We start from the raw sequence: 1,025 nt of genomic DNA on the forward strand, positions 1-1,025 counted from the left end.
TTACTGAAGTTACGCAGCCCTAAGCAAAGTCAGCTCATCGAAAGCCGCTTTTGAAGCCGCGACAAGAAGTTTAGCTTTAAGTGCGAAATGATTTAATTTAGTGGTTAACTTCAAACATTCAAGCTTAACCGTAGCACAAATAGATAAAAACACATGATTGTGCATTGCCCGTTTAGAATGGGCAGGCGACTTAGCTAAACTGGCATTTTGCTTGAGTGACTTATGAAACACTTCGATTGCCCAGCGTTTTTCATAAAGACTCATGATCTTATCAGCAGGGAGTTGTGAATCAGTACATACCAAATATAGCACACCTAAGCTACCGTCTTTGTTTGTAAAGACTTGGCGTATAAAGACAACCTCATGTGGGTAATCTTTTAAATAGCCTGTCATGGCTTTTTTATCTGGTAGTCCTATCTCATCAATTCGCTGATAACGAGACTGTTTTTTGTCTTGTAGATTCAGAGCGATTAAACGATTGGATTTAAGGGCTGCGATTACATGCTTATCTTTTTTGCGAATATGCTTTAATGTCTGTTTACTGGTAAACCATGAATCCATCAGCACATAACGGAACTTAACTTGGTTGTGGCAAGCGGTATCAACCATGTCTCTTAGCAACTGATTCTTGGTTATCGTGGCTTTGCGTTTGGTTTTTCGAGTACTGATATCACTGTAGCAAATCGGTTTGGTGACAATGTGAAAGGCTATTGGTATCGAGACACCCTCACAATGGTACAAAAAGTTCAGTAAGTTGATGCCTTTGACTGCGGTGTTTGTCGTATGGTCATAGTGCCAGCAATTTGTCTCATTTTCTTTGGTATGGGGTTTTGCTTGTATGGTGTCATCAAATATCAGTACACCGTCTTCGTTTTCTATATCACGTATGGTCGGTTTGACCTGTTGCCATAGATGCTTTGAAGTGTACTCGCTATTTGTTAAAAATCTGGTCACAGCATCATGACTGATGCTACCCTCCATCATCGCCGATAAGCCTGTGGCTGTGGTTTGACCAAAGCTACTGA

At 40.7% G+C, this 1,025-nt stretch carries 1 protein-coding gene; it reads right to left on the reverse strand.

What is annotated here, in order from left to right:
- Nucleotides 1-9: 9 nt before the first annotated feature.
- Nucleotides 10-1,025, reverse strand: a 1,016-nt coding sequence (locus tag E2R51_RS20550) for an IS701 family transposase (RefSeq protein ID WP_133378736.1), incomplete at its 5' end; no start/stop codon positions are given.

It is taken from the genome of Jeotgalibacillus sp. S-D1 (assembly GCF_004358665.1).
GTDB lineage: Bacteria > Bacillota > Bacilli > Bacillales > Jeotgalibacillaceae > Jeotgalibacillus.